Source organism: Bradyrhizobium sp. Bra64 (genome assembly GCF_024519875.1).
Classification (GTDB): Bacteria; Pseudomonadota; Alphaproteobacteria; order Rhizobiales; family Xanthobacteraceae; genus Bradyrhizobium; species Bradyrhizobium japonicum_G.
Genome location: NZ_JALJRD010000004.1, coordinates 198333 through 213597 on the forward strand (window position 1 = coordinate 198333; position 15265 = coordinate 213597).

Here is a 15265-nt window from a genome sequence, read left to right on the forward strand (position 1 = left end):
CGGTCATGTCAGTCATCGATTTCGAAGACGCGCCGCGGCCGAGGATCTACGACCGCACCGTGCTGTCGAAATGCCCCGAATGCGACGGCGAGCTCTCGGTGCTCCGTGTGATCGGCGGCCGTGCCGGATGCGAGTACTGGACCATGCGCTGCACCGATTGCGGCGGCATCCATCTCGACATCCTCGAGCCGCATCAGGCGGCCGGGAACGACGAGGGGCCGCCGCCGGCGGCCTGAGATTCCAGCCTGCCGCGCACGCGCTTGCGAAGATCAACGCTCGCGAAACACCTTTGGTGCTCCCTTCAGTTCGGCAAGATCGATCTCCAGCATCGTGCCGTCCTGCTTGATCAATATCCCGACAGTGAAGGCGCCGTACGCCCAGAGCTGCAGGACGGCCTTGCCGTTGCGGGCAGGCTCCGTGCGTACCGACTTCGCGAATGAATCGTGAAGATGGAATACGACATCGCCCGAAAGCACCTTGCCTGCGCCACGGGCCGCGGACACAGTGAGGGTGATCCTGAACCAGTCGGTCTCGCTTTCGGCCACCTTCGCCGAAACTCTCCAACCACGATCGGCGCTCTTTCCGCCCCACTGCCCTTTTTGCGGATCTCTTGGATTGATCCGCAGATTCGGCGACGAGGCATCGACCTTCGCATTGCTCGCCGCGAGGGTGCCAGCGCGTGCCGTACCGGCCGAGGAGCTGACGACGACCGCCGTCGGCGACAGCGGCGTCGCGCGATACCCCTGAACCGCAACCAGACGCCTCGACAATCCATCGAGGTCAGCCATGATTGCCGCATGGTGGATGCCGCTGGCGTCCAGCTTTCTGCGGAAATCGGCCTTGCACTCCTTGCCGATCACGATCTGCCGCATTTCCTCGCTTGTATAGGGCTCATCAGGCTTCGGATGAACCGTGAAGAGTCCGCGTTGCGAGACCAGCCGCGGCGTGACGTAACCGGGGTAGAAGAAGGCGACATCTGTCACGCCAAAGGGAGACTGCTCTTCCAACTCCTTGGCCTTAACTTCGTCCGGCCGACGGATGATGTAGAGACCGGCATCCTCCTCGTCATTTCCCCACACTGCGAAGAACAAGGACACGGAGGGCGATTCCGACCAATCCAGCAGACGCGTTGGCACGCCATGATGTTGAGCAAGTGCAAGCCATTCCCAATTGCTGGCGGGCCGGACCGGCAGGAACGGCAACGCTTCGCGCTTGAACTGGTCAAACAAGGCCTGCTCGCGCACTTTGCTGTACTCATAGCCCTCTCGCTGACGGCCGACGGAGGTCACGAGAGGAAACCGCACCGAGGCAACACCTCGAAAGAGATAGTTGCCATCCAGATAATTCTCGATGCGGCTCTGGAACTCGGTCCAGCTCTGAACGCGCTCCCGGTGCCAGGGACGCTTATCGACCTGCTTATCAAGCTGCTCGCTCGTGGGCTTATCGGTCTGCGCGCTCGTTACACGAGCCTTGACGGCAGTCTTGACGGCAGTTTTGGCTCGCCGTGCCATCCGCCTCTCCTGAAAAATTCGATGTCAAAATTACTTTGGTGAAAGCCGTCGACAGTCGCAGGGAGTTCGGGAAAGGTTCCTCGCAATATACAATCATGGGATGTTTTGATTGACAATAGCGCTCTCTAGTGAGGCTCCGCGCGAAGTTTGCGACTTTCGCTGCGTGGGCCCGGCAGCGCACGATGAAACGGAGCTCGAGGCCCCAAATTTCAGACCGGGCGACACGCCGCACTTTGGTTCGCACACCTGCGCTCATCGCTGCTGCCAACCTGCTGTCAGCAGCCTGATCCCGGGACGGGCATTCGCCCTTTATTGCGAGGCGGACTCGCCCCATATTCGCGTCATGGCGAAGAAACCTGCTCCCCCAAAATCCCCGAAATCCAAGGCCCCGAACTCCAAAGCGCATCGGCCTGACGTGCAGCCGATCGGGCCGGCGCTGGCCGAACTGCTCAATCCCGCGATCAATCGCGGCGATGCCGGGCTTGGATCGGGCACCGGCCTGCAGCCGCCGCCGGACAATTCGCGCGACCGCCGCTCCGGCGGCGAGGCCGCCGCGCATCGCGCGCGGGCCTCGACGCCGAAGGAGTTTCCGCAGGATATGGCGACGGGCAGCGCGGCGCGTGGCTTACCCCTCTCCCCGACCCTCCCCCGCAAGGGCGGAGAGGCCGAAGGTCTTGGCGAGGCGCCGCAGGCCAATTACGGCACCGCGGCCACGATCCCGACGCTCGATCCGGAACTGGCGCGGCAGCTCGGTCTTCCCACCGAGGAGGACGACGCCGAGGCGCTCGCCCGCCCACCGCGCAGCAAGCTGGAAGCACTCGGCGTCAAGGCGACCGCGGAGGCGCTGGAATCGCTGATCCGCGAGGGCCGGCCGGAGTTCCGCGGGAACGACGGCTCGATGCAGGTGTGGACCCCGCACCGGCCGCCACGGCCGGAAAAGTCCGAAGGCGGCGTGCGCTTCGAGATCAAATCGTCCTACGAGCCGCGCGGCGACCAGCCGACCGCGATCGCCGAGCTGGTCGAGGGCATCAATCGCAACGACCGTTCGCAGGTGCTGCTCGGCGTCACCGGTTCCGGCAAGACCTACACCATGGCAAAGGTGATCGAGGCGACGCAGCGGCCGGCCATCATCCTGGCGCCGAACAAGACGTTGGCCGCCCAGCTCTATGGCGAGTTCAAGAGCTTTTTTCCGGACAACGCGGTCGAGTATTTCGTCAGCTATTACGACTACTATCAGCCAGAAGCCTACGTGCCGCGCACGGACACCTATATCGAGAAGGACTCGTCCATCAACGAGCAGATCGACCGCATGCGCCACTCGGCGACGCGCGCGCTGCTCGAACGCGACGACGTCATCATCGTCGCCTCGGTCTCCTGCATCTACGGTATCGGCTCGGTCGAGACCTACACCGCGATGACCTTCGCACTGAAGAAGGGCGAGCGCATCGACCAGCGCCAGCTCATCGCCGACCTCGTCGCGCTGCAGTACAAGCGCACCCAGGCCGATTTTACCCGCGGCACCTTCCGGGTCAGGGGCGACGTGATCGACATTTTCCCGGCGCACTATGAAGACCGGGCCTGGCGCGTGAATCTGTTCGGCGACATCATCGAGACCATCGAAGAGTTCGATCCGCTCACCGGCCACAAGCAGGACGAGCTCGAATTCATCAAGATGTACGCCAATTCGCACTATGTGACGCCGCGCCCGACGCTGGTGCAGGCGATCAAGTCGATCAAGTCCGAATTGAAGCAGCGGCTCGACCAGCTCCACGACCAGGGGCGCCTTTTGGAAGCGCAGCGGCTGGAGCAGCGCACCACCTTCGACCTCGAGATGATGGAGGCGACCGGAAGCTGCGCCGGCATCGAGAACTATTCGCGCTACCTCACCGGACGCCTGCCCGGCGAGCCGCCGCCGACGCTGTTCGAATACGTCCCCGACAACGCGCTGGTGTTCGCCGACGAAAGCCACGTCACCGTGCCGCAGATCGGCGCCATGTTCAAAGGCGACTTCCGCCGCAAGGCGACGCTGGCCGAATACGGCTTCCGCCTGCCCTCCTGCATGGACAACCGCCCGCTGCGGTTCGAGGAGTGGGACATGATGCGGCCGCAGACCGTCGCGGTGTCGGCGACGCCGAGCAGCTGGGAGCTCAACGAGAGCGGCGGCGTGTTCGTCGAGCAGGTCATTCGCCCGACCGGACTGATCGATCCGCCCGTCGACATCCGCCCCGCCCGCACGCAAGTGGACGATCTCGTCGGCGAGGTCCGCGCCACCGCGCAGGCCGGCTATCGCTCGCTGATCACCGTGCTGACAAAACGCATGGCGGAGGACCTCACCGAATATCTGCACGAGCAGGGCATTCGCGTCCGCTACATGCACAGCGACATCGACACCATCGAGCGCATCGAGATCATCAGGGATCTTCGCCTCGGCGCGTTCGACGCGCTGGTCGGCATCAATCTGCTGCGTGAAGGCCTCGACATTCCCGAATGCGCGCTGGTCGCCATTCTCGATGCCGACAAGGAAGGTTTTCTGCGCAGCGAGACCTCGCTGATCCAGACCATCGGCCGCGCCGCGCGCAACGTCGACGGCAAGGTGATCCTCTATGCCGACCAGATGACCGGCTCGATGGAGCGCGCCATCGCCGAGACCAACCGCCGCCGCGAGAAGCAGGTCGAGTACAACACCGCCAACGGCATCACGCCGGAGAGCGTGAAGAAGCAGATCGGCGACATCCTCAACTCGGTCTACGAGCGCGACCACGTGCTGGTCGAGGTCGGCGGCCACGACATGACCGACGACGTCATCTCGATCGGCCACAATTTCGAGGCCGTGCTCGGCGATCTCGAGACGCGGATGCGCGAGGCCGCCGCCGACCTGAACTTCGAGGAAGCCGCCCGCCTGCGCGACGAAGTCAAGCGCCTGCGCGCCACCGAGCTTGCCGTGGTCGACGACCCCACCGTCAAGCAGCGCACCGTGCAGGGCAAGGCCGGCGCCTATGCCGGAGCGAAGAAGTACGGCGACGCCGCGAATTTGCCGGTCAGCGCGATGAAGAAGAAGACCGTGAGCTCCGCGCTGAAGGCCAGCGGCGGCGGCAGCGGCTCGAAAGTGCACAAGCCGCATCTCGACGAGATGCACGGCCCGGAGTCGCTACCCTACCGCGAAAACCGCGCATTGCCGTCAAAGCCGTTCGGCGGCGAGAGCCGGATCATCCAGCCGACGGATTCAAGGCAGTCGGGCCCGGAGTTCGGGCCGGCGCCGAAGTCGACGGGCGGCATGCCGGGGCGACGGGGCGGGTGGAAGAAGAGGTAGGGCGGCGGAGCATCGTCCGCACCTCACCCCGCGATCGTCGCCAGCAGCGACAGCAGCCACTGATGCCATGAGCTGCAGCGAGGTTGCGGGCTTTGCGCGCCAGCGGGCGATCTTCTCGGAGGGGGACAGGCTGGCGTCGAAAAACTGCGCTTCGTAGCCGCTCGACCTTCGGGAAGGCCGATCCGACCGAGACGACGAAAATGCCGTAGAAGATCGACGCCAATGCAATGGTGAGCACGGGACTGCTGCCGCGGTAGACTCCCAGCAGCTTCACCATCAGGGATGCGGCGGCGAAGATCGGGAAGCCCTGAAGGATTGAGGTTAGCGCAAAACCTTCGAGCCAGTTGAGCGGACCGGGTTTTGGCGCGGTGATGAAGAGCATGGCACCTTCACCCCACGCTCGCCGTCACCACGGCCATCACCGACAGCAGCAGCACGATGGTCACGAGCTGGAGCGAGGCGACGGGCTGGGTGCGCCATGCCGTGATCTTGTCGGCGAGCGACAGATGGGCCTCGAAAAATTTGGGTTCGTAGACGGTCTTGAAGACTGCGGGGAAGCTCGGGCCGAACGTCACCGCGAGCATCGCATGGGCGAGCGAGGCGATGGCGACGAAGATGGCGACGCCGGGGTCGCCGACGAGGTCGTGGTTGCCGACCAGCTTGAGCAGGAAGGCGGCGGCGGCGAAGGTCGGGAAGCTCTGCAGCGTCGCGGTCAGCGCGAGGCCTTCGAGCGCGTTGTGCAGGCGGGACTTTCTGGCGGTGGCGAGGGCGGCCATGGCACGTCTCCCTGATGAACATGGGAATGACGTTAGGCGCGATGGTAGCGGGGCGATGTGAGGTGGGTCACGCCCCTCCTCACTGGCGGAACAAGGGGCGTGATGGATTCCGGGCTCGCGCTTTCGCGCGCCCCGGAACGACGAGTTGAAAGCGATCGCCGCGCTTCCACGGCTACTCCCTAAAAGTAGTATTTGCGGTTGGAGCCGTCATGGGCGCCGGAGGTCATGCAACAGGCCTTGAAACCTGCGTCCGGAACCGCAAGGGCAGAGGTCGTTGCGGCCGAGCTTTTCTTTCAGCTCGACGTCGCCGTGAACGACGCGGCTGCCCCGCTTGACGTGGGTTTCCGAGGGGAATGAATTCCCCCGCTTACGCGTGATGCTGAAAGCTGGGGAGGTTTTCGAGATCGCGAGACTTGCGCATGACGCCCTCCATCGGTTGGAAGCGCGGCCCGTTGCCGCGACGTCTCGCTACCACGACGCGAGCTGCGTGGAAAGGTGGCGACAGCGTTACAGCTTGCCCTGCCCGTTCACCTGGCTCTGCTGTTGCTGTTGCCGCTGCTTCTCCTGCTCATTGGCATGGTGCCGGCCGTAGAGGCAGCCGGCGGCGGCTCCGAGGACGCCGTGATGGCCGGCATAGTGGCCGGCGACGCCGCCGACGATGGCGCCCTTGATGCAGCCCTTGGCGTTGGCAGCGGAGGTTGCGCCGAGCATGAGAAGGGCGGCAGTGACGGCGAGAAGCGGGGATTTCATGGATCGATGTCTCCGGATGCGATGTCCCGCTATCAACGAGCGCAGGCGGGTCCGGGTTCCCTTGCGCAGACCCGGCAAGGCGCGCCCTCCGGTGTGCGCGCAACGTCACTCCCCGACGCGACGTCTGTTCGAACTCTTGCACGCGAACAGGCGCACAACCCGTAATTGTACCCCATGAACGCGGCATTGTGCTCGCGCGTCATAAGCTGCAATGACCCCCTGTGTTTTTGCGGATTGATGGATCGGCATACCCCACGATAGCGTTGGCAATCCGCAGCCGATGAGGGCGGGAGCAGCATGACGGTCGAATCGCTGAACAGGCAACGCGTGCTGCATCTGCTCGACGCCTTTGCGGGCGGCGATATCGAGGCCGCCCTCTCCTGCTGCACCGACGACGTCGACTTCCTCACGCACGCGCCGATCGACGTGCTGCCGCACATGGTGCCGCGCCACGGCAAGGCCGAATTGCGCGCGCTGTGGCAGACGGTCTGGTCGCGCTATTCGGAGGTTCGCTACAAGACGCCGCACATCCTCGCCGAGGGCGACGCGGTCGCGACCTACATGCACACCTATTTCAGGAAGCGCGGCAACGACCGCGTCGTGCAGTTCGACATGGCCGTGTTCTACACGCTGCGCGGCGGGCTGATCGCGCAGATCCGCGAGATCATCGATTCCTACGATCTGGTGCAGCAGGTGCTCGAGCGGGAGATCGGGCCGCTGATCGTGGGCGCGCCGGGGGACGGGGGGTAGGACCGCCGGGACCGGGAAAATACGGGGTTCTATTGTAAATCCCACACACCGCGATCAATTGTGCATTGCAAAAACGTGAATTGCGTTTTGGCCGAAATCTGGTATTTCGTTCGTATACAAATGAGTTGAGCGGGCCCCGCGGCACTTTGCCGTGCGCGGGGTTGTTTTTCGTTTTTCGCAAGCCAGCGTCAGGACTGCCCAAAATGACAGAGCACAGCCTCTGGCGTTTCTCGCGCGCGTTGCACCGCGCGATCAACGACAGGAATTTCGAGGACATCGAGGCCCTGATCGACGAGGACGTCGAGTGGGCGCTGTACGGCCCGATCGACATGTTTCCGTTCCTCGGCGCGCGCCAGGGCAAGGATTCCGTGCTCGACGTCATCCGCCAGCTCGCCGACAATTTCCAGGTCCGCCGCTTCGACCGCGAGAGCATCATGCTCGGCGTCGATTCCGCCGCCTCGATGCTGCGCTATTCGCTGACGGCGCTGGATTCCAACAAGCCGATCAGCTTGCGGGTCGCGCAGTTCGCCCAGTTCAGGGCGGGCAGGCTGATCAGCATGCGCGTGCTGATCGACACGTTCGACCTGGTCGAGCAGGCACTCGGCCGCGCCATTCATCTGCCGAAGATGAGCAGCGTCGGCTGAGGGGGACGCCAACGGGCCCCGCTTTCCGGGACCGATTGACTGATGCTCCCCACGACGCGTCCTGGCCTCCAGCCCCGCCGGATGCCGTCGTGGAGAAGCTCGTCATCGGGCGCGCGCCCTTCGCGCGGCCCGTTGGTTCGCGTCCGCGGCGCGAGCCGCCACAATTTCGCACCGATGGATCAACATGTTTTGCGCGGAATGGCGCATGGTCATCACCGAAGGCCGATATATAATATCGGAAGGCATGCGCCGGGGTTCGCGGGCAGGACGATGGAATTCTCGACAGGTTTTGGCTGGACCAGGCTGCCGGTGCTGGCGGCCATGTTCATTTTGGGATCGGTGCTGACGGTGTCGGCGCAGATCATTCCGCCCTTCTCCCCCGCCGCGACCGCGCCTGACGAGGACACCGAAGCGGCGGAAGCCCCCGACGTCAGCGATCCCGACGTGATGAAGGGCATCGACGTCGACAAGCTCGACTGGAGCCAGCTCGCGATCGACGCCGGCACGCTCAACGACATCATCGCCGCCAAGAAACGCGCGCAGGCCGCCGCCAATGACGGGCTGAACTGGTCGTCCAACGCCAATGCCAACGGCTCCTCGGCGGTGACGGTGAAGCAGTCGGTCTCCTCGTTCTGGGACGCCCGCATCGGCGCCGACATGACGGTGGCGAGCGAGCCGCGGACGATGTCCGAGCTGCTGGCGCAGAAGGCCACCAACGGCGGCAACCTGCCGCAATCCTCCGGCAGCGCCTGGGCAGCCGCGACCGCGCCGGGCGCGGGCGCGATCTGGGACAAGACCGCGGTGGAGGCCCGTGTCGATCCCGGCGCCGAGCAAAGCAAGCTCGGGGCGTCCCTGATCAAATCGGTGCCGCTGTCGGACGACACCTCGCTGACGCTCCAGAACGGCTACAGCGTCAACCAGCAGGGCACCACCGCGGTGCCCGGCGTCGGCGGGCACGTCACGCGCAATTACGAGACCGAGCAGTCCGCCAAGGTCACCCTCACCGACACCGGCACCAGCATCACCGCCGGCCAGACGCTGTCGACCACCGACGACAAATGGCTGCGCAAGGTCGGCGCCGAGCAGAAGCTGTTCGACAACGTCACGGTGTCCGGCTCGGTCGGCGAGACCTCGCAAGGGGCGATCAACAAGAGCCTGACCGCGGGTTTCAAGAAGAGCTGGTAGCCCGCGCACCACTCTCTCCCCTCATCCTGATGAGGAGCGCCTCTCGCGCGCGTCTCGAAGGATCGAGGCCCCGCTCCGGCAGCCGGGCCTGCATGGTTCGAGACGCGCTTCGCGCTCCTCACCATGAGGGGATCGGTTCTTCCCTGCGCCAGGCATTCAGACTCTCGTAACCATACGCCACGGCAAAGCCCCCGAATGGACCGCCCTTGCCGCACCTCGGCCAAGTTGCGGCCAAAATCCGACGCCCTAGTCCCTGACTGACGTCGTCGTGCGGGGGACACTCGCGCTGCGCTCAACGCGAACAGGGGAAAACGATGAACGCCATGCGTCCGGAAAAGACCGAAACCACCGAGACCGAGACGGTCGACACCAACCTTGCCGCCGTGACCGAAGTCGAAGCCGGCATCCGCGATTTCGTCCGCAACGACATCGCCTATCTGCGCCGCCCGGCCACGACCGCCACGGACGCGCCGCCGCTCGATCCGAGCGCGGAAGCCACCGTCACCAACGTCAATTCGCTGATCCAGCGCGTCGCCGGCACCTCGCTCGCCGAGATCGAGAACTTGATCTCCGAGCTCGAGAGCCTGCGCGACCTGCTCCATGCCGAAGGCCAGCGCGTCCAGCGCGAGATCTCCGGCTATGCCCAGCTCAGCCAGGCCGCAATGAAGTCGACCCGCATGATCGCCGACAACGTCGCGCAGTGGAAGCGCGCCGCCGACGGCCTGCGCAACAGCTGATCACTGGAAGGCATCACCAGCCGCCGCGTTCCGCAAGGAGCGCGGCGGTTTTGATTCTGGAGGGGTCTCGCGCCCGGACGGCCTTGAACTTTCCGCGCCGCCACGGCGACCAATGCCCAGCGCCGGTCCCTGTTGCGATTGGCCTCAGGGGAACATTTCATGGAAAGCATTCGGCCCGACAATACCGACCCCATACCGCTGCGGCCCGCGCCGAACCAGTTCGGCACGATCATGATGCGTTTTGTCGGATTGCTGGCGGTTGCGATCGCGATCCTGGCGTTCGTCTATAGCCGCTGAAGCGGGGCCCGATGCCGGCCCCGAAGAATTAACGAGATCTTACCGGGCGGCTTCCACGGTCGAGGCTTCCAGGGTGTAGCCGCCATCGGCATAGCCCTTCACCACCATGCCGGCGACCAGCATCACGGCCAGCGTCGCGGTAGCAAAGATGAATCCGACCAGCTTGAGTGCGCCGCGGTCTGCCATGGTCCTCGTTCCCCTGTACTCTGCCCAATTGGTTTCAATTAGACAGCGACAGGTTCATAATTGGTTAGCAACTCGATGGTTCCCCCAATTGCTTCGCGGGTAACCATGTTGCGCAGGCTTATGGCAGCCGTCCGGAATCGCGTCCATAGCGCGCGGGCAACACTCACGCACTCATTTGGACCGTTCATCCTGGAACAGATCTAATCGTCCTTCGGGCGCTTCGGCACGAAGGCGCTGGCGGTGATCGAATAGACCTCCTCGCCGCGCTGGTTGGTGCCGGTGGTGCGGGCGCTCAAAATGCCCCAGCCGGGGCGCGAGGCGGAGCTGCGCTTGTCGATCACGACGTTGACGTAAGCGACGGTGTCGCCGGCAAGCACCGGTCTGATCCAGCGCAGGTCGCGAAAGCCCGGCGACGGGCCCCACACCGCGACCTCCTCGCCGCGCGAAGCGGCCTCCCGCGCCAGACGCTGGCCGTCGGCGACAAGCAGGCTCATGCAGGCCGAGCCGACATGCCAGCCCGAGGCCGCGAGCCCGCCGAACAGCGAGTTCCTGCCCTCCTCCTCGTCGAGGTGAAAACGCTGCGGATCGAACTTTGCGGCGAAACTCTTGATCGACTCCGCCGTGAACGTATAGGCGCCGATCTCGCGGCGGTGCCCGATCTCGATCTCCTCGAAGAACGGCATCAGACCGCCCCCTCGCGCCGCTTGATCAGGATCGGCGAGGTCATCTCGCACAGCGCCTGCCCCGCCGCGTTGCGCGCGGTGCATTTGAACTTGACGATGCCGAGCTCCGGGCGGCTCTTCGATCCGCGCGCCTCCAGCACATCGACGTCGAGCATGAGGTCGTCACCGGGCCTGAGCGGCGACAACCACCGCACTTCATCGACGCCGGGAGATCCCAGCGAAGCGGCCCGGATAATGAAGCCGTCAGCCATCATCCGCATCATCAGCGAGCAGAGGTGCCAGCCCGAGCCGGACAGGCCGCGCAGCATGCTTTTGCCGGCGGCGTCCTCGTCCAGGTGCATCGGCTGCGGATCGAACTCGGCAGCGAACGCCAGGATCTCGTCGCGAGTGACATGGCGCGGGCCGAATGTTCCGTAACGGCCGGGCGGAAAATCTTCGAAGGTCAGGGTCATCGTGGGAGAGGTTTGAGGGAATGACAGATTGTGGCCGCACTTTGCGGCAATCTCAACCCGCCGGCCCGCATGGCTCGTGCTACATTCGGCGCGCCGGCGTTGGTCTTGAGTCGGATCAACCGAGGGCCAGGATTTTCCTGCAAGGCCCGGTTTGGAGCCTCGATTTGGCTTGGGGAGAGCGATGTTTTCATTCAGCGACCTGTTTCAGTGGGACCGCTTCATCACGCCGACAATCATCAAGACCTTCTACTGGCTGGTGATCGCGCTGATCTGCCTGTTCGGCCTCTCCGGCATCTTCTCCGGCCTCGCGATGATGGCGATCAGCCCGTTCGGCGGCTTCCTGATGCTGCTGTCGTCGATCGCGAGCGTCGTCGTCGGAATCGTGTTCTCGCGCATCGTCGCAGAGCTGATCCTGATCATCTTCCGCATCAACGAGCATCTCGGCGCGATCCGGGACCAGGGCGGCGGATTGCGGTGAGGCGGGTGGCGGCGCTGTAGGGTGGCAAAGGCGCAAAGCGCCGTGCCCACCATCTTTCGCGAGATAAGGGTGACGTGGTGGGCACGCTTCGCCCACCCTACGGCACTGCGGCCAGCGTCTTACGTATTGAACCTGAAATGCATCACGTCGCCGTCGGCGACGACGTATTCCTTGCCTTCGAGGCGCAGCTTGCCGGCGTCGCGGGCACCGGCTTCACCGTTCAGTGCGACGTAGTCCTCATACGCGATGGTCTCGGCGCGGATGAACCCCTTCTCGAAGTCGGTGTGGATCACGCCGGCCGCCCCCGGCGCCTTGGTGCCGCGATGGATGGTCCAGGCGCGCGCTTCCTTCGGGCCCACCGTGAAATAGGTGATGAGGTCGAGCAGCGTGTAGCCGGCGCGGATCAGGCGATCGAGGCCGGCCTCCTCGAGGCCCAGCGTCTCCAGGAAGTCGGCGCGTTCTTCACGCGAAATGGTGGCGATCTCGGATTCGATCTTTGCCGAGATGACGACGGCGATGGCGCCTTCCTTGGCGGCCTGGTCCTGCACCGCCCTGGAGAACGAATTGCCCGTGGCGGCCGAGCTTTCCTCGACGTTGCAGACGTAGAGCACGGGCTTGGACGACAGCAGGCCGAGCATCCCGAAGGCACGCCCCTCCTCCGCCTTGCGCTCGACGAGCCGCGCCGGCTTGCCCTCGCGCAGCAGCACCAGCGTGCGGTTGACGAGGTCGAGCTGCTCCTTGGCGTCCTTGTCGTTGCCCTTGGCCTTCTTGGAGAGGTTGTCGACGCGCTTCTCGAGGCTGTCGAGGTCGGCGAGCATCAACTCGGTCTCGATGGTCTCGATGTCGGCGAGCGGGGCGATCTTGCCCTCGACATGGGTGATGTCGGAATCCTCGAAGCAGCGCACGACATGCGCTATGGCGTCGACCTCGCGGATGTTGGCGAGGAACTGGTTGCCGAGGCCTTCGCCCTTGGAAGCGCCGCGCACGAGGCCGGCGATGTCGACGAAGGTGAGCCGCGTCGGGATGATCTGTCCGGACTTGGCGATCGCCGCAAGCTTGTCGAGCCGCGGATCCGGCACGGCGACCTCGCCGACATTCGGCTCGATGGTGCAGAACGGATAGTTGGCGGCTTGCGCCGCGGCCGTCTCGGTCAGCGCATTGAACAAGGTCGACTTGCCGACATTGGGCAACCCGACGATCCCGCATTTAAATCCCACGAGCGTTATTCCTTGCCGTTGTCGTCCTTGGTCAAAAACCCCTTCGCCTGCATGGCGAGATGAACCCTGTTGGCGAAGGTCGCGTCCGTGCCCTTGGCAACCAATGCCGCGTGCTCGGCCACCGCCTCGCAGAGCGTCACCACCCATTCGTTGTCGGCCTTGGCGAAGTCCGACAGAACGTGGCCGTGCACCAGCTCCTTGACGCCGGGATGACCGATGCCGAGCCGCACCCGCCGATAGTCGTTGCCGATATGCGCCGAGATCGAACGCAGGCCGTTGTGGCCGGCGATGCCGCCGCCGATCTTCACCCGCACCTTGCCCGGCGGCAGTTCGAGCTCGTCATGGAACACTGTGACGTCGGCCGGTGCGATCTTGAAGAAGCTTGCCGCCTCCTGCACTGCGCGGCCGGAATCGTTCATGTAGGTCGTCGGCTTGAGCAGGATCACGCGCTCGGTGCCGAGCGTTCCCTCCGAGGTCTCGCCCTGAAACCTGCGGCGCCATGGTGCGAAACCATGATGCCGCGCGATCTCGTCGACGGCCATGAAGCCGATATTGTGCCGGTTACGTGCGTATTTCGCGCCGGGATTGCCGAGCCCAACAAAGAGTCGCATGACGCGGCGCGCCCCTCGCTCGGCGCGCGATCAGAGACCGCGCGCCAGCTTTGGAAGATTACTTCTTCTTGTCGCCGCCGGCGGGAGCCTTGGCAGCCGCAGCAGGCGCAGCAGCACCCGCAGCCGGGGCCGCCGCACCAGCCGCCGGAGCAGCCGCAACAGCGCCCGGAGCAGCAGCCGCAGCCGCGGCCTTCTGCTCTTCGGCGTAACCGGACGGCGGCACGATGGTGACGAGGGTCGCGTCCTCACGCGTCAGCGCCTTCACGCCGGCCGGCAGCTTGATGTCGGCCAGATGCAAGGAGTGACCGATTTCGAGCGAGCCGACATCGGCCTCGATGTACTGCGGGATGCTCTCGACGCCGCACTCGAGCTCGATCACGTGCGCCACAATGTTGACGGCGCCGCCGCGCTTCACGCCGGGCGAACCTTCAGCCTTCACGACATGCAAGGGAACGCTGATGCGGATGGTGGCGCCTTCGCCGAGCCGCATGAAGTCGACATGGATCGGGAAGTCCTTGACCGGATCAAGGTGGTAGTCGCGCGGAATCACGCGGTGCTTCTTGCCCTCGAGGTCGATGTCGACCAGCGTGGTCAGGAACCGGCCGGCGAGGATGCGCTGGCGCAGTTCACGATCTTCAATCGAGATCGTCAGCGGGGGCTGGTTGTTGCCATAGATCACTCCGGGCACTCTCCCGGCGCGACGCTCAGCCCGGGCGGCCCCCTTGCCGCTCTTCGGACGTGCGGTCGCCTTCAATTCCTTGACGGTCGTCGCCATAACGTTAAGTCCTTGTTTTTGCAAAAGTTAATGGGCCGCAACGCGGCCCATGGTGCAGCTCGCAGCAAGCCTCCAGGGGTGCGGGGGCCGCGAACTTGGCGGGCTTTTACCCGGAAGATGCGGAAATGACAAGGAAATGCGGGGATTTTTTAAGGGGTGCCCTCAGAGATGGGCCGGAAGGGGAACGAAGGGATCTTGCCAGAAACCACGGCGGTGGGCAGTCACCATCCAGGGGAACTGACGGACCAATCCCTTCAGGTCGTATACGAGCCTGATGCGACGGCTGGCGATCGTATCATCCGGCAGCTTCTGCGACGCATCGCAGATGTGGGTCCCGCCACCAAAGCCAACGAGTGTCAGGATCGAAAGCGCTTTGCCGACGGTCATTGCGGTCGCAGCGAAATGCTTCCATGCGGGCCGGTCGGCCATGCCTATCCAGCTACAAGTATCGTATTCGAACCAATTGGGCAGCGGATTGATCAGCTCAAGGCCGGCAGATCCCAGATTGCCAATGCTGGCGAGGCTTTTCGCACTTGAGATCAAGGTGAGAGGCCCTTCTTCGGTACCGGCGACCTGGATAATGCGCAGCGAGAGTAATATCTGCTGAAGGGGGACTGGTGCCAGGCGGCCGATGGCGTTTCTGACCCTGGTGCCCGCTAATTCATAGATGATCCAGGCATCGATCGACCTCGTATTCGAAATAGCCCGCCGCGGCAACGAGGGTGCCGTCGGCGGCCCTTACGGTAATAAGCGACTGATTAGCCAAGGCGTCTCGGAGACTGACGTATGACGGAACGGGAAGCGTGTCCGTCTCGCCGGACTGGTAAAATCCTATCAGGTCGTCAAGCTCATCGCGCTTTGACGCGGCAATCAAAAACGTTTCCATGACTGCATACCCGCAGA

Annotated in this window: 19 protein-coding genes; 8 read left to right on the plus strand and 11 right to left on the minus strand. The window is 64.3% G+C overall.

The window, feature by feature from the left end; translation table 11 throughout:
* Window positions 1-5: 5 nt before the first annotated feature.
* Window positions 6-236, plus strand: a complete 231-nt coding sequence (locus tag NR187_RS15895) for a hypothetical protein (RefSeq protein ID WP_211381508.1) — start codon at window positions 6-8, stop codon at window positions 234-236.
* 33 nt (window positions 237-269) lie between these two features.
* Here the strand turns inward: NR187_RS15895 and NR187_RS15900 are convergent, their stop codons facing one another.
* The gene (locus NR187_RS15900; protein ID WP_211381507.1) at window positions 270-1511 is read right to left on the minus strand and encodes an FRG domain-containing protein; all 1242 of its coding nucleotides are present in this window, start codon (window positions 1509-1511) and stop codon (window positions 270-272) included.
* Between the two features lie 343 nt (window positions 1512-1854).
* Between NR187_RS15900 and uvrB the strand changes: the two genes are divergently transcribed.
* The gene (gene uvrB, locus NR187_RS15905; protein WP_306235503.1) at window positions 1855-4821 is read left to right on the plus strand and encodes an excinuclease ABC subunit UvrB; all 2967 of its coding nucleotides are present in this window, start codon (window positions 1855-1857) and stop codon (window positions 4819-4821) included.
* Window positions 4822-5210: 389 nt separating this feature from the next.
* Here the strand turns inward: uvrB and NR187_RS15910 are convergent, their stop codons facing one another.
* The 3 genes from NR187_RS15910 to NR187_RS15920 form a co-directional block, all read right to left on the minus strand.
* Window positions 5211-5597, minus strand: coding sequence for a hypothetical protein (locus NR187_RS15910; protein ID WP_211381505.1), 387 nt, complete (start codon window positions 5595-5597; stop codon window positions 5211-5213).
* 207 nt (window positions 5598-5804) lie between these two features.
* Window positions 5805-6002 carry an SEC-C metal-binding domain-containing protein gene (locus NR187_RS34980; RefSeq protein ID WP_372703140.1) on the minus strand — a complete coding sequence of 66 codons (198 nt, stop codon included), beginning with the start codon at window positions 6000-6002 and terminating at the stop codon, window positions 5805-5807.
* A gap of 102 nt (window positions 6003-6104) precedes the next feature.
* Complete coding sequence (locus NR187_RS15920; RefSeq protein WP_211381504.1) at window positions 6105-6347, minus strand: hypothetical protein; 243 nt, start codon at window positions 6345-6347, stop codon at window positions 6105-6107.
* A gap of 297 nt (window positions 6348-6644) precedes the next feature.
* Here NR187_RS15920 and NR187_RS15925 point away from each other — a divergent pair, with 297 nt between their 5' ends.
* The 5 genes from NR187_RS15925 (at window position 6645) to NR187_RS15945 (ending at window position 9960) form a co-directional block, all read left to right on the plus strand.
* Complete coding sequence (locus NR187_RS15925; RefSeq protein ID WP_256807018.1) at window positions 6645-7097, plus strand: nuclear transport factor 2 family protein; 453 nt, start codon at window positions 6645-6647, stop codon at window positions 7095-7097.
* A gap of 203 nt (window positions 7098-7300) precedes the next feature.
* Window positions 7301-7741, plus strand: coding sequence for a nuclear transport factor 2 family protein (locus NR187_RS15930; RefSeq protein WP_256807019.1), 441 nt, complete (start codon window positions 7301-7303; stop codon window positions 7739-7741).
* Window positions 7742-8011: 270 nt separating this feature from the next.
* A complete protein-coding gene (locus NR187_RS15935; protein WP_211381501.1) occupies window positions 8012-8926 on the plus strand; it encodes a hypothetical protein in 915 nt (304 codons plus the stop codon).
* Between the two features lie 314 nt (window positions 8927-9240).
* Window positions 9241-9663: a hypothetical protein gene (locus NR187_RS15940; RefSeq protein WP_211381500.1), complete on the plus strand. Its 423-nt coding sequence runs from the start codon at window positions 9241-9243 to the stop codon at window positions 9661-9663.
* Window positions 9664-9822: 159 nt separating this feature from the next.
* The gene (locus NR187_RS15945) at window positions 9823-9960 is read left to right on the plus strand and encodes a hypothetical protein (RefSeq protein WP_211381499.1); all 138 of its coding nucleotides are present in this window, start codon (window positions 9823-9825) and stop codon (window positions 9958-9960) included.
* 39 nt (window positions 9961-9999) lie between these two features.
* On the opposite strand, the gene NR187_RS15950 is transcribed toward NR187_RS15945, so the two are convergent.
* From NR187_RS15950 to NR187_RS15960, 3 genes are all read right to left on the minus strand, one after another.
* Complete coding sequence (locus tag NR187_RS15950) at window positions 10000-10146, minus strand: hypothetical protein (RefSeq protein WP_211381498.1); 147 nt, start codon at window positions 10144-10146, stop codon at window positions 10000-10002.
* A gap of 200 nt (window positions 10147-10346) precedes the next feature.
* Window positions 10347-10829, minus strand: a complete 483-nt coding sequence (locus NR187_RS15955) for a MaoC family dehydratase (RefSeq protein WP_211381497.1) — start codon at window positions 10827-10829, stop codon at window positions 10347-10349.
* Window positions 10829-11281 (minus strand): MaoC family dehydratase, encoded by a 453-nt coding sequence (locus NR187_RS15960; RefSeq protein WP_211381496.1) that lies wholly within the window; start codon window positions 11279-11281, stop codon window positions 10829-10831. The genes NR187_RS15955 and NR187_RS15960 overlap by 1 nt, the downstream gene beginning before the upstream one ends.
* Window positions 11282-11462: 181 nt before the next feature.
* Between NR187_RS15960 and NR187_RS15965 the strand changes: the two genes are divergently transcribed.
* Window positions 11463-11759: a DUF4282 domain-containing protein gene (locus NR187_RS15965; protein ID WP_211381495.1), complete on the plus strand. Its 297-nt coding sequence runs from the start codon at window positions 11463-11465 to the stop codon at window positions 11757-11759.
* 119 nt (window positions 11760-11878) lie between these two features.
* On the opposite strand, the gene ychF is transcribed toward NR187_RS15965, so the two are convergent.
* From ychF to NR187_RS15985, 4 genes are all read right to left on the minus strand, one after another.
* Window positions 11879-12976: a redox-regulated ATPase YchF gene (gene ychF, locus NR187_RS15970; protein WP_211381494.1), complete on the minus strand. Its 1098-nt coding sequence runs from the start codon at window positions 12974-12976 to the stop codon at window positions 11879-11881.
* A gap of 5 nt (window positions 12977-12981) precedes the next feature.
* A complete protein-coding gene (gene pth / locus NR187_RS15975; protein ID WP_211381493.1) occupies window positions 12982-13587 on the minus strand; it encodes an aminoacyl-tRNA hydrolase in 606 nt (201 codons plus the stop codon).
* Window positions 13588-13645: 58 nt separating this feature from the next.
* Window positions 13646-14362: a 50S ribosomal protein L25/general stress protein Ctc gene (locus tag NR187_RS15980; RefSeq protein ID WP_211381492.1), complete on the minus strand. Its 717-nt coding sequence runs from the start codon at window positions 14360-14362 to the stop codon at window positions 13646-13648.
* Between the two features lie 162 nt (window positions 14363-14524).
* Window positions 14525-15079, minus strand: coding sequence for a hypothetical protein (locus tag NR187_RS15985; RefSeq protein WP_211381491.1), 555 nt, complete (start codon window positions 15077-15079; stop codon window positions 14525-14527).
* Window positions 15080-15265: the final 186 nt, after the last annotated feature.

Coding starts and splice junctions, on each gene's coding strand:
- NR187_RS15940 (WP_211381500.1), top strand. CDS start 9,241: ATGAACGCCATGCGTCCGGAAAAGACCGAAACCACCGAGACCGAGACG.
- uvrB (WP_306235503.1), top strand. CDS start 1,855: ATGGCGAAGAAACCTGCTCCCCCAAAATCCCCGAAATCCAAGGCCCCG.
- NR187_RS15950 (WP_211381498.1), bottom strand. CDS start 10,146: ATGGCAGACCGCGGCGCACTCAAGCTGGTCGGATTCATCTTTGCTACC.
- NR187_RS15925 (WP_256807018.1), top strand. CDS start 6,645: ATGACGGTCGAATCGCTGAACAGGCAACGCGTGCTGCATCTGCTCGAC.
- pth (WP_211381493.1), bottom strand. CDS start 13,587: ATGCGACTCTTTGTTGGGCTCGGCAATCCCGGCGCGAAATACGCACGT.
- NR187_RS15955 (WP_211381497.1), bottom strand. CDS start 10,829: ATGCCGTTCTTCGAGGAGATCGAGATCGGGCACCGCCGCGAGATCGGC.
- NR187_RS15910 (WP_211381505.1), bottom strand. CDS start 5,597: ATGGCCGCCCTCGCCACCGCCAGAAAGTCCCGCCTGCACAACGCGCTC.
- NR187_RS15960 (WP_211381496.1), bottom strand. CDS start 11,281: ATGACCCTGACCTTCGAAGATTTTCCGCCCGGCCGTTACGGAACATTC.
- NR187_RS15900 (WP_211381507.1), bottom strand. CDS start 1,511: ATGGCACGGCGAGCCAAAACTGCCGTCAAGACTGCCGTCAAGGCTCGT.
- NR187_RS15895 (WP_211381508.1), top strand. CDS start 6: ATGTCAGTCATCGATTTCGAAGACGCGCCGCGGCCGAGGATCTACGAC.
- NR187_RS15930 (WP_256807019.1), top strand. CDS start 7,301: ATGACAGAGCACAGCCTCTGGCGTTTCTCGCGCGCGTTGCACCGCGCG.
- NR187_RS15965 (WP_211381495.1), top strand. CDS start 11,463: ATGTTTTCATTCAGCGACCTGTTTCAGTGGGACCGCTTCATCACGCCG.
- NR187_RS15920 (WP_211381504.1), bottom strand. CDS start 6,347: ATGAAATCCCCGCTTCTCGCCGTCACTGCCGCCCTTCTCATGCTCGGC.
- NR187_RS15935 (WP_211381501.1), top strand. CDS start 8,012: ATGGAATTCTCGACAGGTTTTGGCTGGACCAGGCTGCCGGTGCTGGCG.
- NR187_RS15980 (WP_211381492.1), bottom strand. CDS start 14,362: ATGGCGACGACCGTCAAGGAATTGAAGGCGACCGCACGTCCGAAGAGC.
- NR187_RS15945 (WP_211381499.1), top strand. CDS start 9,823: ATGGAAAGCATTCGGCCCGACAATACCGACCCCATACCGCTGCGGCCC.